Annotated in this window: 3 protein-coding genes; 2 read left to right on the forward strand and 1 reads right to left on the reverse strand. The window is 45.9% G+C overall.

Translation table 11 applies throughout. The annotated features are described in order from the left end of the window. The coding region (gene priA, locus AND4_RS18565) for a primosomal protein N' (RefSeq protein WP_009844524.1) at positions 1 to 1,511 on the reverse strand (1,511 nt) is incomplete at its 3' end. 295 nt (positions 1,512 to 1,806) lie between these two features. Between priA and rpmE the strand changes: the two genes are divergently transcribed. Continuing rightward, positions 1,807 to 2,025, forward strand: a complete 219-nt coding sequence (gene rpmE, locus AND4_RS18570) for a 50S ribosomal protein L31 (protein WP_009844525.1) — start codon at positions 1,807 to 1,809, stop codon at positions 2,023 to 2,025. Between the two features lie 521 nt (positions 2,026 to 2,546). Continuing rightward, entirely contained in the window at positions 2,547 to 2,858 is a 312-nt protein-coding gene (gene rpsJ, locus AND4_RS18575; protein ID WP_004410492.1) for a 30S ribosomal protein S10, read from the forward strand. Positions 2,859 to 2,892: the final 34 nt, after the last annotated feature.

Raw genomic sequence — 2,892 nt, forward strand, 5'->3', positions numbered from 1 at the left:
TCAGGAAACAGGTCGGCCAGTTGCAGCTCAAGCTGCTCGGTACCGACACCAACCGTGACTAATTGGGTCGACCCGCAACCCTGGCACTGATTAATCACAGGTTGCTGTGAACCGCAATGATGGCAGCGAACTTCATTACTGTACTGGTGGAAGGTGTAGTAAGCATCGCAGCGTTTGCACTCAGCAATCCAACCACATTCATGACACATTAACGCCGGTGAGAAACCGCGGCGATTTAAGAACAGCATCACTTGGTTACCTGCTTTAAGGTGCTTGCGCATTTCGGCAATCAATGGTGCCGATAAGCCACTGTCTAAATAGAGACCTTTAACATCAAGGACTTTATTGGTGGTTGGAACGGCAGAGCCCGCTCGTTGAGTTAGGGTCAGGTGATGGTACTTACCCGTTAACGCATTATGTAGAGTCTCAAGAGCGGGTGTGGCTGAGCCAAGAACAATTGGTACTTGTTCTTTGTGCGCGCGCATGACGGCAACATCGCGAGCGTGGTAGCGTAGACTATCTTGTTGCTTATATGATGAGTCGTGCTCCTCATCGACGATAATAATGCCAAGATTGCTAAAAGGCGTCAGTAGGGCAGAGCGGGTACCGATTATGATCCCAGCGGCTTTGTCTCGAGCTGAAAGCCAAGCATTGAGTCGCTCAGTATCATTTAACCCAGAGTGAATAACATCGACGGGGACATTAAAGCGGCGCTTAAAGCGGTTGATGGTCTGTGGGGTTAGGCCAATTTCCGGCACAAGAACCAGCGCTTGCTTACCTTGTTCAAGTATCGGTTTGATTAGATTGAGGTAAACTTCTGTCTTGCCAGAACCCGTTACTCCTTCCAGTAAATAGCAGGCAAAGCCAGTTTGACTGTTGACGCTAGCAATGGCGAGCGCTTGTTCATGATTGAGTTTTGGCTTTTCTACTTCACACTCAACTTGTTGCGCCCATTTACTGATGGTTGGCTTTTTCTCGATGCGCTCCACCAAGCCTTTTTCTTCTAATGTTTTCAGTAGTGCTGAGGTGATCTCTTGGTCGATGAACGTCTGATGAGGGATTGGTCCTTCGACTAACATTTGCAGGGCACGCTGTTGTTTGACCGCTCTTCCCAAGCCTTGCATTAACTTGTCTTTACCAGATTCTGTGATCCGCCACTCTTGCAGTGTTGCAAAATCCGCGGGTTTTCCTTTACGTAGCGCTGTCGGCATTGCATTGTTTAAGGTTTCGCCGAGAGGGTATTGATAAAAGTAACTGCACCACGTGAGCAGCGAATACAGCTTCTCTGGCCATAGTGGCTGAGCATCTAGTGCAGCTTTGATTGGCTTGAGTTGTTCTTTTGGAAAATCAGAATGATTAACGATAGCAGTAACGATGCCGATCAAGGTTTGTCGACCAAATGGGACAGAAACGCGTCCACCGATAACGGGGAAAAGGTGTCCGGGTATGACATAGTCAAATTGTTTGTCAAGCGGGACCGGAAGAGCCACTCGGGCGATGGATGGACGCATAGAATGTGTACTATATAAAAGAGGGAGAGAGGTATAGTCTATTAAAACATGCTAAGAAATTCGAGCGATCTGCATCTTGAGTCGTGAGTTTCCTGTCAGTACTCAAGTGACAGGAGTAAAAAGTGGCGAAAAAATTGCCAAATGTATTGATCCCTGCCTAGTGATTCATTAATATACTGCGCCTTAGATATGACTTCGGCACTTAGCCGATGCGGTATCGCACTTTTATTATTCATTACGTGTGGTGTGCGGCATAGATTCGTATAGCGACACGGCCTACAATTGAGGTTATCCCATGAAAGCTGGTATCCACCCAGATTACAAAGCAGTATCTGCGACTTGTTCTTGCGGCAACTCTTTCGAGTTTAAGTCAACTCTAGACAAAGAGTCTATCCACCTAGATGTATGTGACAAATGTCACCCATTCTACACTGGTAAGCAACGTATCGTTGATACAGGCGGCCGTGTTGATCGCTTCAACAAGCGTTTCGGTGCTCTATCAAGCAAGAAGTAATAGCCAGCAAGCGCTATTATACCTGTTTAAAAAAGGACGCTTCGGCGTCCTTTTTGTTTATTGGCCTCAAGCTTAACTTAACAGTGACCGACTGAACTAATAAGTCGGTAGCTTAGGGTAAATCAGCAGTCTTTGGAAAATACAGGCATAATGAGAGAGTGAATTTTGTTCGATTATTTTTCACTCGGCGCTTGCATCCTAAAGTGTGATCTGTATAATTCAGCGCACTGGTTAAGCCAGTTGTGAACCAATGAGCAATGAGGAGCGAGTAAACCTAACGGTTTGTGAGGTAATGTAGACTCAGCTTATGTTCGCGGTTAATACAATTAGCTATCTTTTCTTCGGAAAAACTATCCCCAGAGGTGACTCTGGTATGTAGGGATAGATAATCGAAAATTAACTGACAATGTGTCCTAATCTTGGACGCTACGGTTTCACATAAATCAATCGGCATTCTCTCGTCTTGACGAGTTTGAGTGGCGATATTGTTTGTGTAATTTTTAATATTGGAGCTCTGTCTCATGCAGAACCAACGTATCCGTATCCGCCTAAAAGCATTCGATTACAAACTAATCGACGCTTCTACAGCGGAAATCGTTGAAACAGCTAAGCGCACTGGCGCACAGGTTCGTGGTCCAATCCCACTGCCAACTCGTAAAGAGCGTTTCACAGTTCTTATCTCTCCACACGTTAACAAGAAAGCTCGTGACCAGTACGAAATCCGTACTCACAAGCGTCTAATCGACATCGTTGAGCCAACAGACAAAACTGTTGATGCTCTAATGCGTCTAGACCTTGCTGCGGGCGTTGACGTTCAAATTAGCCTAGGTTAAGGGAGATTAGAAGAATGATTGGTCTAATCGGTCG

This window comes from Vibrio sp. AND4, assembly GCF_000171815.1.
Lineage (GTDB): Bacteria > Pseudomonadota > Gammaproteobacteria > Enterobacterales > Vibrionaceae > Vibrio.